Source organism: Glycomyces sp. NPDC050141 (assembly GCF_055586545.1).
This window is the reverse complement of sequence record NZ_JBVJHZ010000011.1, coordinates 48813-70846: the sequence shown is the minus strand read 5'-3', so window position 1 is coordinate 70846 and position 22034 is coordinate 48813. Positions and strand designations below refer to the sequence as shown.

Genomic DNA, 22034 nt, shown 5'->3' with positions numbered 1-22034 from the left:
CAGCGTGCCCGCTAAGCCTGACCCGGCTCCAGGAGGCCCAGGATGCGGGCGATCTCGGGGTCGGCGTCGCGGCCGTCCTGCCAGGCGGCGAGGGCGTCGCGGGCCTGGTCGAGGCGGCGCGTCAGGTGCCCCTCGCGCTCGCGCAGGTCCCTGGTCCGCTCCGAGGTCTGCCGCAGCGCCTGCCCCTGCGCCCACAGGTCGATGAACACCTTCACCTTGGTGCGCAGCATCCACGGGTCGAACGGCTTCGTGATGTAGTCGACCGCGCCCACCGAGTACCCGCGCATCGCCAGGTGCGCGTCCCGGTCGGCCGCGGTCAGGAAGATGATCGGCGTGTGCCGGGTCTTCTCGCGCTGCTTGATGTGCCGCGCCGTCTCGAACCCGTCCATGCCGGGCATCTGGGCGTCCAGCAGGATCGCCGCGTAGTCCTCCGACAGGAGCCGCTTCAGCGCCTCCTCGCCGGACGTGACCGCGATCGTGTTCACCGGCAACCCTTGGAGAATGGCTTCCAGTGCGAGGAGGTTCTCGGAACGGTCGTCAACGAGCAGGACGCGGGCGGTGCTCATGCGGTGCCTCCAACGGTCGGTCCGTCATTGTCGCGAACGGGATTGTCGCGTTCGGACGCGGCCCGCCCGCCCGTGGGGGCCGCCTCGTGTGCGCCGCCTCGCGCAGCGTGGCGCCCGTTCCCTCCCGGGGCCGTGACGATCCACTGCGACATGGTGTCCAGCAGCAGGTCGAGGTCCACGGGCTTGGTCAGGTACGCGCTCGCGCCGGCCTCGACGGACTTCTCGCGCTGCTCGGCGAGGGCCTGCGCGGTGAGGAACACGATCGGCAGGTCCGCGAACTGCGGCATGCGGCGGATGACGCGCGTGGTCTCGTTGCCGTCCATGCCCGGCATCATCGAGTCCATGAGCACCATGTCGATGCCCGGGTGGTGCTGGAGCGCGTCGATGCCGTCCGCGCCGTTCTCGGCGTAGTGAACGTCGATGCCGTGCAGCTCGAGCGCGGCGGTGAGCGCGAAGACGTTGCGGATGTCGTCGTCGACGATGAGGACGGTGGCGCCTTCGAGGTGCTGGGCCGCGGCCGAGGACGAGGGCGTCTCCGGTGCGCCCGTGAGGATGCCGGGGGAGGGCTCGCGCACGGCCGGGAGCTCGGAGCGGACGGGCGTGTAGTCGCCGTCGGCGTCGATCTCGACCGGTACGACGAACGTGAACTTCGACCCGGCGTCGCCGGTGTGCTCGATGAACACGTCGCCGCCGAGCATGAGCGACAGGGACTTCGAGATCGACAGGCCCAGCCCGGTGCCGCCGAACGTGCGCCGCGTGGTGCCGTCGGCCTGCTGGAACGGCTCGAAGATGATGCCCTTCTTGCCTTCGGCCACACCGATACCGGTGTCGACGACGCTGAACGCGAGCCGCTCGCCCGCCGCGTTCAGGTGCGGGGCGTCGAAGCGCAGGTCCGCCGGGACGCGCCGCACCGCGAGCGTCACCGACCCGACCCGCGTGAACTTGACGGCGTTCGACAGGAGGTTGCGCAGGACCTGCTGGAACTTCTGGCCGTCGGTCTGCATCAGCTGCGGCACACCGGCACCCACGTCGACCTTGAAGTCCAGGCCCTTGTCCTCGGCCTGCGGCCGGAACGCCGCCTCGATGTCGCCGAGGATCTCGGCGAGGTCCACCGGGTGGACGGACACGTCCATGCGCCCGGCCTCGATCTTCGACAGGTCGAGGATGTCGTCGATGAGCGTGAGCAGGTCGGTGCCCGCGTTGTAGATGGTGCGCGCGAACTCGATCTGGCGCTCCGAGAGGTTCCCGTCCGAGTTCTCCGACAGGAGCCGGGCGAGCAGCAGCAGCGAGTTCAGCGGCGTACGCAGCTCGTGCGAGACGTTCGCGAGGAACTCCGACTTGTACTTCGAGGCCTGCGCGAGCTGCTCGGCCTTCTCCTCGATGTCCTTGCGGGCGGTCTCGACCTCTTCGTTCTTCAGCTCGATCGCCTTGTTCTGCGCCGAGAGCAGCTGCGCCTTCTCCTCCAGCTCGACGTTGGTCTCCTGCAACCGGTTCGACTGCGCCCGCAGCTCCTGCGCCATCCGCTGGGACTCGCGCAGCAGCACCTCGGTGCGCGCGTTGCCCTCGATCGTGGCGAGCGTGACGCCGACGTTCGGGGCCAGCGCGTCCAGGAACCGCTTGTGCAGTCCCGAATAGGTGTTGAACGAGGCGAACTCGATGACGCCTCTGACCTTGTCGCCGAACTGGACGGGCAGGATGATCAGGTCGGTCGGGGTGGCCTGGCCGAGGCCCGAGGAGATCTCCAGGTAGCCCTCGGGGATGTCGTGCAGGTGGATGGTGCGCTTGGACGCGGCGGCCTGGCCGACCATGCCCTCGTTGTCCTCGATGAGCTTCTTCTCGCCGGGGTTGGGGTGGCCGTAGACGGCGTTGAGCCGGTAGGTGACGTGCCCGGAGACGTCCTCGTGGCGGACGTAGAACGTGGAGGTCTGCGCGTCGATGAGGGGCGTGACCTCGTCGAGGACCATGCGGGTGACCTCTTCGACGCCCCTGCGGCCCTGCAGGAGCGAGGAGATGCGGGCGAGGTTGGAGTTGAGCCAGTCCGCGTCGGTGTTCTGGCGGGTCTTGTCGCGCAGGGCGGTGATCATCTGGTTGATCGACTCGGTGAGGTCGGCGATCTCACCGGCGGCCTCGAAGTCGACGGACTGGGTGAGGTCGCCTCGGGCGACGGCGTGGGCGACGTTCGCGATGGCGCGCAGCTGGAGTGTGAGCGTCGCGGCGAGCGAGTTCACGTTGCGGGTCAAGGCGAGCCACGTGCCGGAGACGCCCGCGACTTCCGCCTGGCCGCCGAGGTTGCCTTCGACGCCGACCTCGCGGGCGACGCGGGTGACCTCGGTGGCGAAGCTGGAGAGCTGCTCGACCATGGTGTTCACGGTGGTCTTGAGTTCGAGCATCTCGCCTTGGACGTCGACGGTGACCTTCTGGGTCAGGTCGCCTCGCGCGACGGCCGTGGTGACGGAGGCGATGTCGCGGACCTGGCTGGTGAGGCTGGAGGCCATCGAGTTGACGTTCTCGGTGAGGTCCTTCCAGGTGCCGGAGACGCCCTGGACGTTGGCCTGCCCGCCGAGGACGCCGTCGGTGCCCACCTCGCGGGCGACGCGGGTGACCTCGTCGGCGAACTGGGAGAGCTGGGCGACCATCGTGTTCATGGTGGTCTTCAGTTCGAGCATCTCGCCTTGCGCGTCGACGGTGATCTGCCGGTTGAGGTCGCCTCGGGCGACGGCGGTGGCGACGGAGGAGATGTTGCGGACCTGGGCGGTCAGGTTGGAGGCCATGGAGTTCACGTTGTCGGTGAGGGCCTCCCAGATGCCGGAGACGCCCTGCACGTTCGCCTGGCCGCCGAGGCGGCCGTCGGTGCCCACTTCGCGGGCCACGCGGGTCACTTCGTCGGCGAACTGGGACAGCTGCGCGACCATCGAGTTCATCGTCGACTTCAGTTCGAGCATCTCGCCGCGCGCGTCGACGGTGATCTGACGCGACAGGTCGCCGGTGGCGACCGCGGTGGCGACGGAGGAGATGTTGCGGACCTGGGCGGTCAGGTTCGACGCCATCAGGTTCACGTTCTCGGTGAGGTCCTTCCAGGTGCCCGAGACGCCCTGCACGTTCGCCTGGCCGCCGAGGCGGCCCTCGCTGCCGACCTCGCGGGCCACGCGGGTCACTTCGTCGGCGAAGCTGGAGAGCTGGTCGACCATGATGTTCACCGTGGTCTTGACCTCGAGGATCTCGCCCTGGGCGTCGACGGCGATCTTCTGCGTCAGGTCGCCGCGCGCGACGGCCGCGGTGACGGTGGAGATGGAGCGGACCTGTTCGGTGAGGTTGGAGGCGAGCTGGTTCACGTTCTGCGTCAGGTCGCGCCAGGTGCCGGAGACGCCGAACACCTGGGCCTGGCCGCCGAGGCGGCCCTCCGTGCCCACTTCGCGCGCCACGCGCGTGACCTCGTCGGCGAAGCTGGAGAGCTGGTCGACCATCGTGTTGACGGTGGTCTTGACCTCGAGGATCTCGCCCTGCGCGGGGACGGCGATCTTCTGCGTCAGGTCGCCGCGCGCGACCGCGCTGGTGACCTTGGCGATGTCGCGCACCTGGTCGGTGAGGCTCGCGGCCATGTCGTTCACCGAGTCGGTGAGGTCCTTCCAGGTGCCGGAGACGGCTGGGACCTCGGCCTGGCCGCCGAGGCGGCCCTCCGTGCCGACCTCGCGGGCGACACGCGTGACCTCGCCCGCGAAGACCTGCAGGGTCGCGGTGAGGGAGTTGATGGTGTCGGCGAGCTCGGCGATCTCGCCGGAGGCCTTGACGGTGATCTTCTGGTTCAGGTCACCGGCGGCGATCGCCCTGGTCACCGTCGAGATGGAGCGGACCTGCTCGGTCAGGTTGGAGGCCATGGTGTTCACGGCGTCCGTCAGCGACCGCCAGGTGCCGGAGACGCCCTGGACGTCGGCCTGCCCTCCGAGCTGGCCTTCGGTGCCCACTTCCCGGGCCACGCGCGTGACCTCGCCCGCGAAGGAGCGCAGCAGCCCGACCATCTGGTTCACGGTCTCGCCGAGGCGGCGGAACTCGCCGCGGAGCTGCCTGCCCTCGATCTCGAGCACGGCCTCCTGGGTGAGGTCGCCCGCGGCGACCGCCTCGAGGACGCGGCCGAGCTCGATGGTGGGGCGCACCAGCTCCTCGACCAGGCGGTTCACGCTGGCGGCGCCTTCGGACCAGCCGCCGTCGAGGTGCTCGATGACGAGCCGGTGGTTCCAGGAGCCCTCCTGGCCGACGGCGCGGGCGATGAGCGCGAGGTCCCGGGTCTGCCGGTCGGCCTGCTCGACCACGGCGTTGAACCGGTCGACGACCTCCCCGGCGAGGCCCTCGCCGCGCGGGAGCCGCACCGAGAAGTCGCCCCGCTCGACGGCGCCGAGCGCGTCGGCCAGGCTGCGGAGCAGGTCCGACTCGTCGATCGGGCTCGCTGTACGGGAAACGGTGTCCGTCATGGCGTGGTTCCTCAGCTGCGGAGACAGGCGTCCGTACCAGGTTGTCACATGAAGGCGGCAAACGTGAAGGCAGGTTACTCAGGGCATTGTGTTCGGTCACTCGACGTTAGGGAAAGAAAACTGACAGAATTTCGCAACCGGTGTCTCCTGTGGTGCGTGTGATCTATCGCAGCGCCCCCGCGGGCCGGTCACGCGCCAGTGGAGCCCGCGAGAGCGCCGCACCCCCCAAACCGAAGACACCTTCATAGGAGACGCATGTCTACCCCCAGTAAGACCGGCCTCCGCATCGCGGGCGCCGGCACTGCCGCAGCGGCTCTGACGCTCGCGGCGGCGGCCCCGGCCTTCGCGCAGACCGACTACGAGTACGTCGACGCCTGGTTCAACCTCGTCGACACCAACGAAGCGGTCGGCACGCTCGAGTACGAAGGCCAGGAGGCCTACATCGCGGTCGAAGGGCCCGACCCCCTCCAAGGCGACGTCGTCGAGGTCACCGTCGACCTCTCCGACTCCGCCGGCATCGTGACGGTGGCCGCCGCGTACGACGAGCGATGCGAGTTCACCGGCAACATCCTCACCTGCGTCGACGACGGGACCGCCGACCTCGCAGGCAACTTCTTCAGCCTCGAACTCGGGCTCGGCGAAGCCGGCACGCCCGGCGACACCGCGTTCTACTTCGCGAAGGTCAAGGTCAACGGCACGGAAGAGCTCGACTGGGAAGGCGAGATCACCGTCAGCGAGGACTTCGGGTCCGGCGAGGACGGCGGCGAAGACCCCGTCGAGCTCCCCGGCGGGGAGCCCGTGGCCGAGATCGGCGCCAAGGGCGCCTTCCAGGCCTCGCACCTGAACTACCTCTATGAGGGCGCCACCGCCGGCTCCGTGCTCCCCGCGGCCCCGCAGTTCCGCGTCGAGACCGACTCCGAGTTCGGCGACGAGTTCGCGGCCACCGCGGTGTTCTTCTCGGACTCGGTCGACCTCGACACCTGGTTCAGCGAAGCGGGCACCGTGGAGTACACCGACGACATCGAGGCGATCGCCGAGTACGACAACTGCATCGACTACATCGGCGGCGTGAAGTGCATCATCGAGGACTTCACCCCCGGTGCGGGCACCGTGTTCGAGGCCAGCCCCGACACGCCCGTCGACTACCTCGTCAACGGCGACCTCGCCGACTTCGGCGGGGCTTACTACAGCGCCTGGGACCTCAACGAGGCCACGCTCGACCTCGAGCGACGCTTCATTGACCTCACCAGCGACAACCAGTTCGAGCTCGTCGAGGTCGACCAAGCCGCCGACGAGGAATACCTCAGCACCGGCTACGGCATGGCGCTGTTCACCGCCGACGTACTCGGCGGCGAAGAGGAACTGCCCGGCGACACCGAAGTCGAAGTGGTCGAGACCGACGCCTCCGGCTCCGGCCAGCTGCCGACCACCGGCAACTCCTCGATCATCCTGATCAGCTCGGCCGCCGCCGCGCTGCTCGCCGGTGCGGTCGTGTTCTTCATGCTGCGCCGCCGCAAGGCCGCGACCACCTGGGAGTAGATCCCTAAGGGGTCTGCCGAGGTACGAGAGAACCCTGACCGACTCCGCTTGAACGGCGGCCGCCCTCCCGGACGGCCGCCGTTTCGCATTTCCCCTGCCCCGCAACGTATCCGAACACCGCCCGACAGACGGGCCCGACGCGGCGACACGGTCCCCCGCACCGTTACCGGACCGGCATAGACTTGGGCCCGTGACGTACCCCGAGAGGTTCGCCCGGCGCCTCCGGCTCCCGGCCGACGACCGCTCCCCCGCCGCCGCCCGCGCCGCCGTCCGCGCGGTGCTCACCGAAGCCGGGCTCACCGAGCTGCTCGACGAGACCCTGCTGCTCACCACCGAACTGGCGACCAACGGCGTCGTCCACGCCGGCACCGACATCAACCTCACGGTCGCGGCCGACCCCATCGGCGTGCGCGTCACCGTCACCGACTACCGCTCCGGCGGCATCGACCCGATCGACGCCGCCATGCCCGAGGTCACCGCCGAAGGCGGCCGCGGCCTCCTCCTCGTCGACCGGTTCGCGTCCTCCTGGGGCACCACCCACGACCAGACCGGCAAGTCGATCTGGTTCCGCATCGACCGCGACCCCGACGCCCGCCCGGCCACCCGCCCCGACCCGGACGCCGACACCGAGACCCGCCTGCCCGACCTCAGCCAGCTCGCCGCGCTCCTCACCGTCGCCCCCGCGATCCAGTCGCGACTGCCCGTGGACCAGATCGTCACCGAGCTCCTCGCCCGCTGCCACGACGCGACCGCCGCCGCGGGCGGCGCCATCGAGTACGACGCCGGGGACGGGGCCGGGGCGCAGATCCTCGCCAAGTTCGGCGACGTCGGCACCGTCTCCGTCGCCGTCCCCCTGCCGCTCACCGCCCCCGCGACCGGCAAGCTCATGCTCGCCGGAGACCCCGAGCCGTCCTGGCGGCCCCTGGCAGAACTCGTCGCCGAACGCATCGCGCTCGCCATCCAGATCGACCGGATGCGCACCGACGAGCAGCGCCGCTCCGGCTGGCTCACCTACCTCGCCGAAGCCGGGGAGCTCCTCGCCCACTCCCTCGAAGAGCACCTCACGGTAGCGCTCATCCCGCAGCTCGTCGTCCCGCAGCTCGGCCGCTGGGCCGCCGTCCACCTCACCGGCGACGGCCCCGACCTGCGCCTCGCCTCCCTCACGCACGCCGAGGAAGGCGAGCTGGAGCACCTGCGGGCCAAGCTCGACACCGCGGCCCCGGCGCTCGCCGCCGCGCTCGCCACCGACGGCTGGACGGGCATGGAGCTGCCGGTGCCGCGCGGCCTCGACGGCATCGCCGTGCCGCTCTCGGCGCGCGGCGCCACGATCGGCGTCCTCACCGTCGGCAAGCACCTCGACCGCCAGCACTCCTCAGAGGAGCGCGCGGTCGTCGCCGACCTCGCCAAGCGCAGCGCACTCGCCCTCGACAACGCCCGCATCCACGCCGAGCGCCAGGCCGTCGCCAACGAGCTGCAGGCCGCGCTCATGCCCGGCTCGCTGCCTGACGTCGCCGGCGTGTCGTTCGCCGCCGAGTACCTGCCCGCGACCGCGCGCCGCCTGCCCGGGTCCGGGCCGGGCCCGGTTTCGGGCACCGAGGTCGGCGGCGACTTCTACGACGCGACCGAGCTCGCCGACCACCGCCTGTGGGTCGCGATCGGCGACGTGTGCGGCAAGGGCGCGCAGGCCGCGGCCGTCACCGGCGTCGTGCGCGACGTCCTGCGGGTCATGGCCCGCGACGGCCGCCCGCTGCCGCGCGCCCTCGAACTGCTCAACGCCACGCTCCTGGAGCAGCCCGGCGACATGCGGTACGCGACCATCGCGTCCGCGCTCCTGGACCCGCGCCGCGACGGCACCCTGAACGCGACCCTGTGCCTCTCGGGCCACGAGAAGCCGCTGCTGCTGCGCGCCGACGGAGAGACCGCCTGGGTCGGGCGCGAGGGCACCGCCGTCGGGCTCTTCCCCGACGTCAAGGTCAACCCCGAGGAGGTCCGCCTCGACGCCGGGGACGCCCTCGTGTTCTTCACCGACGGCGTCACCGAGCGCCGCGACGGCGCCGCCATGTTCGGCCACGAACGCATCGAGCGGGCCGTGCGGGACGCGGCGGGCAAGGGCGCCAGGCAGATCGCCACGGCCCTGCTGGAGGCCGTCGAGGCGTTCTCCCCCGAATCCCCGCGCGACGACATCGCCATCCTCGTCGTCCGCTGCGATCCCCGGTAACAGCAACGGAAAAGGGCCCCGCGAGTCGACTCGCGGGGCCCTTTTCCGTTGCCTTAGTGCAGGAGCGTGCCCGCGCCGTAGTAGCTGTTGCCGTGGTGGAGGTCGACGACCTTCACCACGGTGGTCGAGTTCGGGGCGTGCACGACCAGGCCGTTGCCGATGTACATGCCCACGTGCGCGAGGCCGTTGTAGAACACGAAGTCGCCCGGCTGCAGCTCGTCCTCGCTGATGTGCGCGACCATGTCCCACTGCGCGGCCGCGTTGTGCGGCAGGCCGATCCCGATCTGGTCGTAGGCGCCGAGCAGGAGGCCCGAGCAGTCCCACGAGTCCGGGCCGGCCGAACCCCACACGTACGGCTCGCCGATCTGGTCGAGCGCGAAGTCCACGACGGCCCACTGGTCGTCGCTCATGCGCGGCAGGTCGTACTCGAGGACCTCTTCGCCCGCGGCGGTCTTCCACTCCTCTTCGAGGTCGTCCATGCGCGCGGTGAGGTCGTCGGCCGCCTTCTGCAGGTTCGCCTGCTCGGCCTCCAGGTCGGCCTGGAGGTCGGTGAGCAGGTCGCGCTGGGTCGCGTACTCCTCGGTCGCGACGCGGAGGTCGTCCATGAGGTCGAAGTTGTAGAGGTTGGCCGAGTTCAGCCGGTCCATGCGCTCGACGAACGCGTCGGGCGTGCCCGATTCGAGCAGCAGCGCCGCGTCCCCGACCCCTTGGTCCACATAGGTCTCGCCGATGAAGTCGGCGAGCTCGTCGCGCAGCACGTCGAGGTCGGCCTCGGCGGTCTGGAGGTTCGCCTCGGTCTCCTCGATGAGCTCCCGGTTGTCGTCCACCTCGGACGCGAGCTGGTTGTACTCCTCGACGGCCGCCGCGAGGTCGACGTCCAGGTCCTCGATCTCGGCGTTGATGTCCTCAGGCGAGTCCTGTGCCCAGGCGGGCCCCGAACCGACGGTGACCAGCAGGCCACCGGCAACGGCGGCGGACATCCACTTGCGTCGAACAGGCGACTGCTTCACGAGGAGGGCGCTCCTTCGGGATGGGAAGACGGGGTGCACTCAAAACACGCACGGGGCCGCCCGTCGGATGCACGGCGCTGGGGGCGCCGCCGGGAGGCCGAACATGAGCCTAGCGCGCGAGATTACGGGCGGGTAGCCCCAGGGAGTGACAAATTCGCAGCGTAACGAGCATTCCACCGATGGTGTGTCGCTCCTGTGAGTTGGCTGGGAATTGGTACCATTGCCCGCATGACCTCCCCGATGTGTCCCTGTCGCCGCTGTCACCAGCGCTGAGCGCCCCGTGCCGCTCGGCGCGTCCTCGCCGACAACCGTTCCGACGCATCGAAAGACGATTCACCCAGATGAGCTCCAGTCTGCTGCTGCCGCCCGCCGCCCTCGCCACCGAGCGCCTCGAGTCGCTCGCCGCGTTCTACGCCGCGAACCTCCACCTCAACCCGCGCTTCACGAAAGGCAGCCGGTGGGCACGGAAGGTGCTCGCCGGGCCCGGCCATGAGGCGTGGCTCCTCGCCTGGCTGCCCGGCCAGGGCACCGACCTCCACGACCACGGCGGCGTCGCACGCCCCGCCGCTGCGGCGGTCGCGGTGGTGTCGGGCGAGCTGACCGAGTTCACCGTGCAGCCGGGCGACTTCCCGGGCCTGAAGCGGACGACGCTCGGCAAGGGCGCGGTGTCGGTGGTCGACGACCGCACGGTGCACGGGATGCGGAACCTCTCCGACGCCCCGGCCGTGAGCCTCCACGTGTACTCGCCCGGGCTCGAGGCGATGCGGACCTACCTGCTCGACGAGACCGGCCTCGCGCCGTCGAAGATCATGCGCGCGGGCGAGGACTGGTAGCCGACAGCGTCTCGCCTACCGCTTGCGGGAGGGCCCTCGCTACGTCTGACGCCGTTACGGTGCGGTGGCCCGCTGCGGCGATGCCTCCCGCCCGGCCGTGCAGGTACGAAGCGGCGACCGCGGCCTTCACTCCCGACATGCCCGAGGCGAGCAGCGAGGCCATGAAGCCAGCCAGCACGTCGCCCGATCCGGCCGTCGCCAGTTGCGGCCGCCCGGTCGGGTTCGCCCACACTTCGCCGTCGCTCGAGGCGACCACCGTGTGGTGCCCCTTCAGCAGCACCGTGCAGTTCAACCGCTTCGCCAGCGCGGCAGCCGCCGCGCCCCGGTCCTCGGCGGGCGGCGAGCCGTACAGCCGCTCGTATTCGCGGTCGTGCGGCGTGAGGACCACCGGCGCCTCCCGCTGCGACAGCACCGACGGGTACTCGCCGATGAGCGTCAAAGCGTCCGCGTCGAGCACCACGGGCGCAGGCGATTCGAGGACGTGCCGCAGCTCCGCCAGTGCGGCCTCGTCGGTGCCGAAGCCGGGTCCGGCGAGCCAGGCCTGGACGCGTCCGGCCTCTTTGACCTCCTGCGTGCACACCACTTCGGGGTGGCGGCGGCGGACGTGCTCGGCGGCGGTCCCTGCGTAGCGGACGTACCCGGCGGGCCCGGCGAGGGCGCCGGAGGCGGCGAGGACGGCCGCGCCCGGGTACTGCTCCGAGCCGGCTGCGACGCCGACGACGCCGCGCGTGTACTTGTCGTCGTCGGGGCCGGGCTCGCGCCACCAATCCGAGAGGTCCTCGTCGCGCGCGACGCGCACGGCCGGGTGCGGGTCGAGGTAGGGGCCGAGTCCGATGTCGACGAGGACGAGGCGGCCGACGAGGAGTGCGGCGCGGCCGAGGACGTGGCAGGGTTTGCGCGATCCGAAGGCGACGGTGACGTCGGCGGTGACGGCGCTGCCGGGGACGGCGCCGGTGTCGACGTCCACTCCGGAGGGGACGTCGACGGCGACGATGACCCCGGCGTCGATGGCGGCGAGCGCGTCGATGGCGCGGCCGGGGAGGCCGGGTCGGCCGCCGATGCCGAGGACGCCGTCGAGGAGGAGGTCGCAGTGGCGGGGCGGGCGGGCGACGAGTCGGCCTCCGGCCCTGGTGAGTGCGGCGGCGGCGACGGGGTGGACGCGTTCGCCCATGACCGGGACGGCGAAGACGCGGGCGCCGCGCTTGGCGAGGCGGGCCGCGGCGAAGAGGGCGTCGCCGCCGTTGTCGCCGGGTCCGGCGAGGACGGTGACGGTGGAGCCGTAGACGCCGCCGTGCTTGCGCCGCTTGAGAATGCGGGCGCATTCGACGGCGAGTCCGGCGGCGGCGCGCTGCATGAGGGTGCCCGGCGGGAGCTGGGCCATCAGCTGGGCTTCGGCGCGGCGTACTGCCGCTGCTGACCAGGCACCGTCCATGGTGTTCCCTCTCAGGCCTGTTGGGCCGTCATGCCGTTTCGGCGATCACCACCGCTGTAGCGATACCGCCATCATGCGACAGCGAGACGTGCCAGCGTGAGACGCCACGCTGCTCGGCTGCTGCAGCCACCGTTCCGGTGATGGTCAATGTGGGGCGGCCGTCGGGGAGGGAGAGGACTTGGCAGTCGGCCCAGTGCATGCCGCCGGGGGCGCCGAGTGCTTTGGCGACGGCTTCTTTGGCAGCGAAGCGGGCGGCGAGGGACTCGGTGCGGCGGGCGTGCCCGTCGGGGGTGCGGCGTTCGGCTTCGGTGAAGAGCTTCTCGGCGACGTGCGGGGTCCGTTCGAGCACGCGCTCGAACCGGTCCACTGCCACTACGTCTATGCCTACGGCGACGATCACCCCCCAAGAGTGCCACGGGATCGGGCGTACCGCCCCCGCATCTGAAGGTTCACCGCCACGGGTGACGGAGCGCGGGTGAGGGCCCGGCCGTTGCCCGGCCGGGCCCTCGTCGTGTGTTCGGTTGCGCTGCAGCCGTTTTAGCAGATGGCGGGTTCGTACCAGGTGCATTCGAGGCTTGCGGGCATCTCGCCCTCGGCCGGGAACGCCGCTTCCTCGGCTTCGGCTTCGAGTTCCGCGAAGTCGGGCGTGTCGATCTCGGAGGAGAAGGTGCTGATCTCGGCTTCGGTCGTCGCGGTGCTGTGCGAGGCGACGGCGACCGCGATCTTGTCCTCGATGTCCTTCACGGTGGACCAGAGGAAGTCGTTGACGACGATGCCGAAGACGAGTTCGCGGCCGTCGGCGTCGGTGACGTATCCGGAGAGGGCCGAGACGCTGGTCATCGAGCCGGTCTTGGCGCGCACGTTCGCGGCGGCGGGGGTGCCGCACATGCGGCTGGCGAGGGTGCCGTCGGTGCAGGCGACCGGCAGCGAGCCGTACCAGGTGTCGAACCAGGGGGCCTTCTTGGCGCCGACGAGGAGGTCGGTGAGCATGTTCGACGTCATCATGTTGTGGCGGGAGATGCCGGAGCCGTCGACCTGGCGGATGGGCCCGGTGTCGACGCCGTACTGCTCGATCCCGGCGTACGTGGCGGCCTTGCCGCTTGCGAAGGTGCCCTTGCCGGTCGCCTCGTAGCCGAGGGTCTTGAACAGGGCTTCGGCGACGGAGGCGTTGGAGGGCTTGAGGATCACGCTCGTGAGCTGGGTGAGGGTCATCGACTGGTGGGACGCGAGGGTCTCCAGGCCCTGCGGGGTCGCCTCGCCGAAGCGCACGTCGCCGTTGACGGTGATGCCCGCTTCCGCGAGGGAGTCGGCGAAGACGTCGGCGGCGAGCTGCGTCGGTTCGATGACCGAGCGGGTCGCGTAGGTGCCGGAGGTGCCCGCTTTCACGGTGCCGCTGATGCGGATCACGTTGTCGTGCGGGTCGCGGTCGGCGACGATGCTCGTGGCGGTGCCGGTGGTGGCGTTGTTGACGATCTCGACGTAGTCGTTCGCGGGGGCCATGCTGATCTGGGCGGGGTCGCCCGCGGCCGCGCCGGGCTTGATGAACACGCGCACGGAACCGGCGTTGTAGTCGCTGCCGGAGGCGACGGTGAGCGCGGAGACCTCGGCGGCGTACGTGTACTGGAGGTCGGCCCAGCCCCATTCGGTGCCGGAGCGGACCGAGTCGAACGCGGTGTCGTCGGCGACGAGGTCGCCGTCGACCGTGGACACGCCTTGGGCGGCGAGGTCCTTCGCCATCTGGTCGTAGTCGGCTTCGAGGATGGTCGGGTCGCCGAAGCCGCGCAGGTAGAGGTCGCCCGCGACGACGCCGTCCGCGGGGCGGTCGCCCGCGACCTCGGTGGTGTAGGTGTAGTCGCCGCCGAGGTTCTGGAGGGCGGCGGCGGTGGTGGTCAGTTTGTCGTTGGAGCCGGGGATGGCGCGTTTGGCGCCGCCCCGCTCGTACAGGACCTCGCCGGTGTTCGCGTCGGCGACGGTGACGCCGATCTGCGAGTCGGTGAGGCGCTTGTCGGTCAGGATCGCGTCGATCGCGGCGGCGAGCGCCTCGTCGCCGGTCTCCTGTGCTTGGGCGACAACGGTGCCCGCGATGGTGATGGCGCCTGCGGCGGTGATCGCCACGGCGCTCGAGATCAGGGTGCGTTTTCTCACGCCGCGAGTCTAGGCGTGTCGATCGCGTAACGGTGCCCGATACGGGTGGCTAGTGGTGAATCTTAAAGGGACGCAGAGCAACCGGGTCGTCGCAGGTACGCGTACGGCGTGCGCGGTGCACCGCGCACGCCGTCATTGCGAACGTCCTACTCGACCGTCACCGATTTGGCGAGGTTGCGCGGCTGGTCGATGTCGCGGCCCAGGGCCGTGGCGAGCTCGATCGCGTACTCCTGCAGCGGGACCGTGGTCAGCAGCGGGGCCAGCAGGGTCGGCGTCGCGGGCGTCTCGATCACGAAGTCCGCGTGCGAGGCGGTGATCGCGTCGCCTTCTTCGCAGATCGCGATGACCTTCGCGCCGCGCGCCTTGACCTCCTGGATGTTGGAGATGATCTTGTCGTGCAGCAGCGAGCGGCCGCGCGGGCTCGGCACGATCGCGACCACGGGGGTCCCGTCCTCGATGAGCGAGATCGGGCCGTGCTTGAGCTCGCCCGCCGCGAAGCCCTCCGCGTGCAGGTACGCGAGCTCCTTGAGCTTCAGCGCGCCTTCGAGCGCGACCGGGTAGCCGACGTGGCGGCCGATGAACAGGACGCGGTCCTTCCCGACGCTCTCGCGGGCCATCTGCCGCACCGGTTCCAGGTTCTCGATGACCTTCGCGATCTTCCCGGGCGAGGCCACGAGCTCGTCGAGGATCGCCGAGACCTCGTCGGCGTACTTGATGCCGCGCACCTGCGCGAGGTGCAGGCCCACCAGGTAGCAGGCGGCGAGCTGGGTCAGGAACGCCTTCGTGGACGCGACCGCGACCTCGATCCCGGCGCGCGTGTAGAGCACGGCGTCGGACTCGCGCGGGATCGTGGACCCGACGGTGTTGGAGATGGCGAGGACGCGGGCCTTCTGGTCCTTCGCGTGGCGCAGGGCCATGAGCGTGTCCATGGTCTCGCCGGACTGGGAGATGACGACGACCAGCGTGGAGCGGTCGAGCACCGGGTCGCGGTAGCGGAACTCCGAGGCGAGCTCGACCTCGCAGGGGATGCGCGTCCAGTGCTCGATGGCGTACTTGGTGACGAGCCCGGCGTGGTAGGAGGTGCCGCACGCGACGATGAAGACCTTGTCGATGTCGCGGAAGTCCTGGTCGGACATGCGGACCTCGTCGAGGACGATCTGGCCGGTCTCGTCGATGCGCCCGCGCAGCGTGTCGGCGACCGCCTGCGGCTGCTCGTGGATCTCCTTGGCCATGAACGTGTCGAAGCCGCCCTTCTCGGCGGCGGCGATGTCCCAGTCCACGGAGAACGGCTTGCCTTCGGACGGCTGCCCGTCGAAGCCGCGCACGGTGATGCCGCTCTCGCGGTTGATGGTGACGATCTGGTCCTGGCCCAGCTCGATCGCCTCGGTCGTGTAGGCGATGAACGCCGCGACGTCGGAGGCCATGAAGTACTCGCCGTCGCCGAGGCCGACCACGAGCGGGGAGTTGCGGCGGGCGCCGACCACGGTGTCGGGGTCGTCGGCCGCGACGGCCAGGAGCGTGAACGCGCCTTCGAGACGCGCGCAGACGCGGGTCATGGCCTCGGTGAGGTCGCCGTCGACGGCGTACTCGCGGGCGAGGAGGTGCGCGGCTGTCTCGGAGTCCGTGTCGGACTGGAACTCGATCCCGGCGGCCTCGAGCTCGGCGCGCAGCTGCCCGAAGTTCTCGATGATGCCGTTGTGGATGAGCGCGATGCGCCCGTCCGCGGAGAGGTGGGGGTGGGCGTTGCGGTCGGAGGGGACGCCGTGGGTGGCCCAGCGGGTGTGCCCGATGCCGCAGGCGGCCCCGAGCGGGCGGTCCTGCTCGGCGAGGACGGCCTCGAGATTGGCGAGCTTCCCGGCCTTCTTGTCGAACTCCAGATAGGGGTCGGCGCCTTCGGGGTCGTAGACGAGGGCGACGCCCGCCGAGTCGTAGCCGCGGTACTCCAGACGGCGCAGGCCGTCGATCACGACGTCGACGACGCTGCGCGCCCCGACGTATCCAACGATTCCACACATGCGAAGAACCCTACAGCAGTTTCGCGCATCACTCATGCGCGGATGACCTAGTACTGATCACACCGTTTGATCATTCTTGCCGTTCGCGGCCCGTTCACCACCGCGTCACCGGGTGTTCGCGCAGCATGAGGAGCACTCACGCCACGGCTTCGGCAGCACCGCGGCGCTATGCCACGGCAGCGCTCATTCGACGACCGCGATGCCGCGGGTCCCGTCCTCGTCCACGAAGCTCACGGCCGCGCCGGTGCCGACCGGGCTGAGCTGCGCGTCGTGGCACCAGTTCGCCGGGACCGGCTCGCCGTCGGCCGTCTCCTCCGCGAACGGGACCTCGGCGGCCGTGCCGTTCGCGATCTCGTACAGGCGGCACTCGGGGCGGTTCGGGTCCAGCGACAGGTCGGCCGCGAGCACCGCCCGGTTGTCCGGCAGCACCGTCGCCCAGCCGCGCGCGACCTCCGGGTCCAGCGGCGTGAAACCGAGCCGCACCGCCTTGCGGTACAGGCGGTCCCCGGTGTCCGCGTCGTACGCCATGACCCCCAGCCAGGAGCCCTCGCGGTCCTTCGCGGTGAAGCACTCGATGATCTGCACCGTGCGCCGGTCGGCCGCCGGGGCCTGCGCCTTCGACTCCCCGCCCGCCGCGACGCCCGAGGCCGCCGCGTCCGTCGGCTGCGACAGGTGCAGGGTCCCGCCGCACGCCGAGGAGTTCGTCGAACCGAACGTCTGGTCGCTCGCCCGCCAGTGCTCGGTGCCGTCCGCGATCGCGTAGGCGATCAGCTGGTGCTCGAAGCGGCGCGCGGAGAACGGCCCGTCGGTCACGCGGTGCTCGATGCGGCTGTCGAGCACGATCGTGTCCTCGGTGACCAGGAACGACTCGGGGACGACCACGGCGCTCCTGTCGATCTCCTGCTGCCAGGCGGCCGCGCCGTCGTCCAGGTTGAAGGCGAGCACGATATCGCGGGCCACGGACCGGTCGGGCGCGGGCACGCAGTCGGCGAGCACGAGCGCGCGCCCGCCCGCGAGCTGCGCGGCGGTGCCCTCGCAGCCGTCGGGCATCGCGGCCTCCCACACGCGGCCGCCGCCGAAGTCGTACACGGTGAACGTCTCGCTCTTGTCCTTCGTGAACAAGAGCCGGTCCTCGGCGAGCGCGAGCAGCACGCCCGGCGAGCCGTCGAAGTCCGCGGTGGCGACCTCGCCGCCGTCGCGGGCGTTCAGGACCCGGGTCTGGAAGTCGCCGTTGTTGTCCGCGCGGGGCCCGGTGAGCGCCACCAGGTCCTGGGCCTGCGAGAGGACCGGCGGCTGCGAGGCCAGCCAGTTCCAGCGGCGGTGGTACCAGACGGCCGCGCCCGTGGCCGGGTCGAGCATGGTCACGGCCTGCGGTGTCGGGTCGGCGGGGTGGTCGGTGCGCAGCAGCCCGAACGGGGTGTCGGTGAACCGCTCGACCCCGGCGAGGTCGGCGAGGCTGTCGAGCCCGGGGTCGGTGATGCTGCCTGTGGCGGCCGCGTCGCCGACGAGCACGTCCTGGTTCGCCAGCTCGGCCCAGCGCTGCATCGCGGGCGCGAGCGCCGCCGCGATCATCACGATGATCGCCGTCGCGAGCACGCCCACCTTGCGCCGCAACTGCTTCGGGGCGGGCACGCGCCCGCCCGAGTAGCCCTCGACGACGAACTCCGAGAGCGCCAGCAGGCCGCCGCCGACCACGCCGAACACGTACGCGAGGGCCGCGACGCCCGCGCGGTGCGTGATGAACTGCCCCGGCCCGGCGTCGGGCATCGAGGAGTAGACGGCCCACCCGGCCCCGGCCGCGAACACGGCCGTGAACAGGGCGGCGATGATCGTGCGCAGGCCCGCGTGCGTGGCGGCCGTGGCGATGACGACGGCCACGAGCAGGACCGACCCGACGGTCCCGATGATCATGTAGACACCCGAGGAGCCCGAGCTCGCGCCCGTCCCGAACGAGGCCCACACGAGCAGCACCGCCCAGCACACCAGGGCCGTGATCCCGGCCGCGCGCAGGAAGACCCGCGCGAGCGGTCGGCCGAACCGGGTCGGTTCCCCGCCCGGGGTCGCGGTATTGGAACGGCCGGTGCCGGTGGCGCTGTGGGACATGCCCTCTTTCTACCGGTCACCGTTGCCCAGAGCGGTGCTTTCGCGCAGATCGCGAGGCGGTTTCTCCCTTGGGCCCGAACGCTTGGGCCCCGGTGTCACCGGGCGGCAGCGACCGGCCCGCCGGGCTCAGCCGAGCGGCGCGGAGGCGACCGGCGTGTAGAGCGGCTGCGCGCCCACCGGGCCCTTGCCGAAGTCCGAGCGGTAGAGCACGACCTCGTTCGCGGTCCAGCTCGGACCGTAGTAGCGGCGGAGCGTCAGGAGGTCCTGCGCGGCCTGCTGGTTCGTGACGCGGTCGCCGGGACGGGCGAGGGTCACGTGCGGGCGGTACTGCTTCTGGTCCACCGGCAGGCCGACTGCGAGGAGCCCCGCGCGGACGCGGTGCACGAGGTCGACGAGGGGCTCGACGTCGCCGTCCAGCCCGGCGTAGACCACGGAGTAGCGGCCGCGGCCGAACCGGCCGCCGCCGGAGACGCACAGCCGCATCGGCGCGGACTCGCGCGCGGCGGCGGCGATGACCTCGGCGGTCTCGGCGCAGCGTTCGACGGGGACGTCCCCGAGGAAGGAAAGGGTCAGGTGCCAGTTCTCGGAGCGGACGAGCCGCGTCGAGGGCGTGCGGCGGCCGGTCGCGCCGGGGCGGCTGGGAGCGCCGCGGCGGGCGATGTTCAGGTCGGCGACGACCTCGGCGAGGTCGGCGACGGCGTTGTCCGGCAGCGGGAGCGCGGCGAAAAGGCGCTCGGTGCGCACTTGGGTCGCGGCCTGCGGGACCGCGGTGGCGGAGGCACTCACTGGATTCCCTCCAGGGGCTCTACTCGGGGTCAGTGACACGCGCTGCGGCGAGAGGTGTATCGACGCGGCGTGGTCGGGGCTGTCACGATGTGACCTATCCTCGCAGCTTCGCCAACGCTTAATTCAGTGAAATCCCACGGGACGGGACAGTAATTTCGTCGGGGTAACACTCCTGTTGACGCCTGATGCAGCGGAGGCGCAGGAGGTTCCGGGTATGGCGGGAGCACTCGGACGATTCGCGGCGACGGCGGCACCCCTTGCGTTCAGGGAGTGGGAATCACCGGACAACAGTGAATGAAAAGTCAGGTCCTGTTTAGGGCCCGCTCGGCGACGCTTGCGAGCCGTAAATCGGCGCAGCTTTGCCGGTGAGGGCGGCCGCGCGGCGCTTCAGCTGCGCGCGCTTGGCGAGGGCCAGCGCGGCGGGCGTCGCGATGCCGACGATACCGCCGAGCCACAACCCCGCGCGGGCTCCGTACATCTCCATGAACACGCCGACGATCGGCGCGAACACGGCGGTGGAGCCGAGGAAGACCAGCATGTACAGGCTCAGGACGCGGCCGCGGAAGTCGGCGCGGACGCCCATCTGGACGCGCTGGTTGGCGGCCTGGGCGTAGTAGACCATCGCGAACCCGGTGGGGGCGAGGAGCGCCATGGCCGACCAGATGGAGGGCGCGAAGCCGACGAGGAGCGTGCCGACGCCGAGGAGGGCCGAGGAGGCGAGCATCGTGTTCAGGCTCGGGCGGGTCGAGCGGCGCCCGGAGGCGAGGGACCCGGCGAGCGCGCCGACGGCGAGCGCGGTGAGCAGGAGGCCGTAGGAGTCGGCGCCGGTGTTGAACTCGGTGCGGGCGAGCATCGAGAGGGTGAGCGCGAAGTTGAACGTGAACCCGGAGACCAGGAGCGAGACGATGAGGACGGCGATGATGTCGGGGCGGGCGGCGGCGTAGCGCAGGGCGTCGCGGATGCCGCCGTTGGCGGCGTCGCGGCGTACGGGGTTGGAGAGGCTGCGGCGCAGCAGGACCGCGCAGGACAGGGCCGGGCCGAGGAACGCGAAGGCGCACACGACGATGACGGTCCCGGTGGAGGTGAGCGCGATGAGGAGTCCGGCGAGCGCGGGCCCGGCGATGCGGCTCATGTTGAAGATGGCGCTGCCGAGGCCGACGGCGTTGGGGAGGGCGTCGCGGTCGACGAGTTCGGAGTAGAAGGCCTGGCGGGCGGGGCCTTCGACGACGGCGACGGAGCCGAAGGCGAACATGCCGACGTAGACCATCCAGAGTTCGATGCGCCCGGTGAGCACGACAGTGGCGAGTCCGGCGGTGACCGCGGCGGAGCCGAGGGAGCACAGGAGGAGGACGCGGCGCTTGTCGAAGCTGTCGGCGATCTTGCCGCCTTGGAGGGCGAAGAGGAGGTAGGGGCCGAACTGGAGGGCGAGGGTCCAGCCGAGGGCGGTGCCGGAGTTGCCGGAGAGTTCGAGCACGAGCCAGCTGACGGCGGTGGTCTGGAGCCAGAAGGCGAGGGTGCCCAGCAGCTGCCCGGCGGCGTAGACGCGGAAGCCGGGGTAGGCGAGCGCACGGAAGGTGCGGTGCAGCTGACTGAGAATGACCGGGGACATCGCATGCAAGGCTACTTACTTACCGGTCGGCTAGCCAGTAACCGTGACCGACTTCTCGCAATCCCGGGAGGGGCCGAGCGGGGCGGGCGGCGCGGCGGCGCCGCGCGGGCGTACGGGAGGCCCCGGGTACCCGCCCAGTCCCACCTTCACCACTACCAGTGAAAAGGACACCGTCCCATACGGGTACGACAAAGGCCCGCATTCGAACAGAATGCGGGCCTTGCTCAGGTTTTCTACTTCTTGTCGGCGGAGCCGCTCTACTTCTTGTCGGCGGAGCCGAACAGGACGTCGTCCCAGCCCGGGAGCTGGTTGCGGGGCTTCGATCCGGCGGCGGCGAGCGGCGGCGTGTTCATGTCGTCCTCGGCCGCCGAGCGCTTGCCCGGGCGCAGCACCGCGAGCGAAGGCACCTCCGGCGTCTCGCGCTGCTCCGGCGCGGACGTGCCCGGCAGGCCCAGCTGCGAAGTCCGCTTCCCGCGTCCGCCCATGTCCTCGAGCGGGCGCTCCAGCACCTCCCGCAGGCGGTCGCGCCGCAGCGGGTCCGGGTGCGAACCGTCGTCGTCGCGGTCGCGCAGCCCGTGCATCGGGTCGCGCGAAGGCCGCACCGGGTCGCCGGGGCGCACCCCGAGGTCGGAGACCGTCTCATGGTGGCCGGGCACCTGCTGCGGCAGCGGCGTCGAGAGGAACTGCGCCATCTCGTCGTCCGGCGTCACCGTCTGGCGGGCCCGGTCCATCTTCCAGCGCGCACGCGCGGTCGTCTTGCCCGACGACCACGAGGCCTGCACGAGCCACGAGCCGTCCTCGGTGCGCCAGGCGTCCCACGAGACCGCCTCGGGGTCGACCCCGTGCGTTCCGAGCTTCACGTCGACCACATTGGACATGCGCTCGCCGCGCTCCGAGGTCGCCAGCCTCGAACGCCGGGCGGCCTGGGCGAGCATCGCGCGCTCCTGGAGCACCGGACCGGCGTAGCGCAGGACCCGGTCGACCGCGACCTGCGCGGACGCTGCGATGTCCTCGGCGCTCTCACCGGCGCGGATGCGGGTCTGGATGTCGCGGGGGGAGAGGCTGACGGCGGCGGGGCGCTGCGGCACCGGGCGGCGCGAGGACTCGGGCCGGCTCGGCCCACCCTCTACTTTGGCCCGGAGGGCCTTGCCGTCCTCGGGGACGTCGACCACGGCCGCGACACGCTCGTCGATCGGCAGCGCGAGCAGCCTCCCGAGTTCGTCGGCGAGCACCAGCGCATGACCGTCCTCTGAGAGGGCTACGAACCGTACCGGCCTCATGCCTTTCCACCCCTCGCGTTCGTGTGTCAGCG

14 protein-coding genes are annotated in these 22034 nt (G+C 71.0%); 3 read left to right on the top strand and 11 right to left on the bottom strand.

Translation table 11 applies throughout. The annotated features are described in order from the left end of the window. Positions 1-11 precede the first annotated feature (11 nt). Positions 12-566 (bottom strand): response regulator, encoded by a 555-nt coding sequence (locus ACZ60M_RS09425; RefSeq protein ID WP_465416391.1) that lies wholly within the window; start codon positions 564-566, stop codon positions 12-14. Further along, a complete protein-coding gene (locus tag ACZ60M_RS09420) occupies positions 563-5032 on the bottom strand; it encodes a HAMP domain-containing protein (RefSeq protein WP_465416389.1) in 4470 nt (1489 codons plus the stop codon). The genes ACZ60M_RS09425 and ACZ60M_RS09420 overlap by 4 nt, the downstream gene beginning before the upstream one ends. 255 nt (positions 5033-5287) lie before the next feature. Here ACZ60M_RS09420 and ACZ60M_RS09415 point away from each other — a divergent pair, with 255 nt between their 5' ends. Next, on the top strand, positions 5288-6571 hold the full coding sequence (locus ACZ60M_RS09415; protein ID WP_465416388.1) for an LPXTG cell wall anchor domain-containing protein: 1284 nt from the start codon (positions 5288-5290) through the stop codon (positions 6569-6571). A 190-nt stretch (positions 6572-6761) separates the two neighbouring features. Next, the gene (locus ACZ60M_RS09410) at positions 6762-8789 is read left to right on the top strand and encodes a SpoIIE family protein phosphatase (RefSeq protein ID WP_465416386.1); all 2028 of its coding nucleotides are present in this window, start codon (positions 6762-6764) and stop codon (positions 8787-8789) included. Positions 8790-8842: 53 nt separating this feature from the next. On the opposite strand, the gene ACZ60M_RS09405 is transcribed toward ACZ60M_RS09410, so the two are convergent. Then, the gene (locus ACZ60M_RS09405; RefSeq protein ID WP_465416385.1) at positions 8843-9799 is read right to left on the bottom strand and encodes a C40 family peptidase; all 957 of its coding nucleotides are present in this window, start codon (positions 9797-9799) and stop codon (positions 8843-8845) included. A gap of 341 nt (positions 9800-10140) precedes the next feature. On the opposite strand from ACZ60M_RS09405, the gene ACZ60M_RS09400 reads away from it, so the two are divergent. Further along, a complete protein-coding gene (locus tag ACZ60M_RS09400) occupies positions 10141-10632 on the top strand; it encodes a cysteine dioxygenase (protein WP_465416383.1) in 492 nt (163 codons plus the stop codon). On the opposite strand, the gene ACZ60M_RS09395 is transcribed toward ACZ60M_RS09400, so the two are convergent. The 8 genes from ACZ60M_RS09395 to sepH form a co-directional block, all read right to left on the bottom strand. Beyond that, on the bottom strand, positions 10607-12064 hold the full coding sequence (locus tag ACZ60M_RS09395; protein WP_465416381.1) for an NAD(P)H-hydrate dehydratase: 1458 nt from the start codon (positions 12062-12064) through the stop codon (positions 10607-10609). The genes ACZ60M_RS09400 and ACZ60M_RS09395 overlap by 26 nt on opposite strands. 28 nt (positions 12065-12092) lie before the next feature. Beyond that, positions 12093-12464, bottom strand: a complete 372-nt coding sequence (locus tag ACZ60M_RS09390) for a holo-ACP synthase (protein ID WP_270115441.1) — start codon at positions 12462-12464, stop codon at positions 12093-12095. Between the two features lie 137 nt (positions 12465-12601). Then, positions 12602-14209: a D-alanyl-D-alanine carboxypeptidase/D-alanyl-D-alanine endopeptidase gene (gene dacB / locus ACZ60M_RS09385; protein WP_465416379.1), complete on the bottom strand. Its 1608-nt coding sequence runs from the start codon at positions 14207-14209 to the stop codon at positions 12602-12604. Positions 14210-14355: 146 nt separating this feature from the next. Then, complete coding sequence (glmS, locus tag ACZ60M_RS09380; protein WP_465416377.1) at positions 14356-16224, bottom strand: glutamine--fructose-6-phosphate transaminase (isomerizing); 1869 nt, start codon at positions 16222-16224, stop codon at positions 14356-14358. 183 nt (positions 16225-16407) lie between these two features. Continuing rightward, complete coding sequence (locus ACZ60M_RS09375) at positions 16408-18327, bottom strand: outer membrane protein assembly factor BamB family protein (protein WP_465416375.1); 1920 nt, start codon at positions 18325-18327, stop codon at positions 16408-16410. A gap of 126 nt (positions 18328-18453) precedes the next feature. Then, positions 18454-19113, bottom strand: coding sequence for an RNA 2',3'-cyclic phosphodiesterase (gene thpR / locus ACZ60M_RS09370; RefSeq protein WP_465416374.1), 660 nt, complete (start codon positions 19111-19113; stop codon positions 18454-18456). A 313-nt stretch (positions 19114-19426) separates the two neighbouring features. Then, on the bottom strand, positions 19427-20722 hold the full coding sequence (locus ACZ60M_RS09365) for an MFS transporter (RefSeq protein ID WP_465416372.1): 1296 nt from the start codon (positions 20720-20722) through the stop codon (positions 19427-19429). 257 nt (positions 20723-20979) lie between these two features. Then, positions 20980-22002 carry a septation protein SepH gene (gene sepH, locus ACZ60M_RS09360; RefSeq protein WP_465416370.1) on the bottom strand — a complete coding sequence of 341 codons (1023 nt, stop codon included), beginning with the start codon at positions 22000-22002 and terminating at the stop codon, positions 20980-20982. Positions 22003-22034: the final 32 nt, after the last annotated feature.